General features: G+C 71.8%; 1 protein-coding gene. It reads left to right on the top strand.

Features of this window, described 5'->3' with window-relative positions; genetic code table 11:
• The coding region (locus EEB11_RS19385) for a glycosyltransferase family 2 protein (protein WP_135434223.1) at positions 1–216 on the top strand (216 nt) is incomplete at both ends.

Genomic DNA, 216 nt, shown 5'->3' with positions numbered 1-216 from the left:
CCTGGACCCAGCCCGCGCCACCCTGCCCGGGGTCCGGATCGTGACCGAGGCGGCCAAGGGCGCGGCCATCGCGCGCAACCGCGGCGTGGCCGAGACCAGGGCCGAGATTCTGGTGTTTCTGGACAGCGATTGCCTGCCCGCAGCGGACTGGCTGACTGCGGCCCGGGCCACGGCGGCCCGCGATGATGGCGATTTCTTCGGTGGCCGGATAGATGT

This window comes from Pseudotabrizicola sediminis (assembly GCF_004745575.1).
Taxonomy (GTDB): Bacteria; Pseudomonadota; Alphaproteobacteria; order Rhodobacterales; family Rhodobacteraceae; genus Pseudotabrizicola; species Pseudotabrizicola sediminis.
The sequence above is the reverse complement of the archived record's forward strand: the minus strand, read 5'-3'. Positions and strand labels throughout refer to the sequence as shown.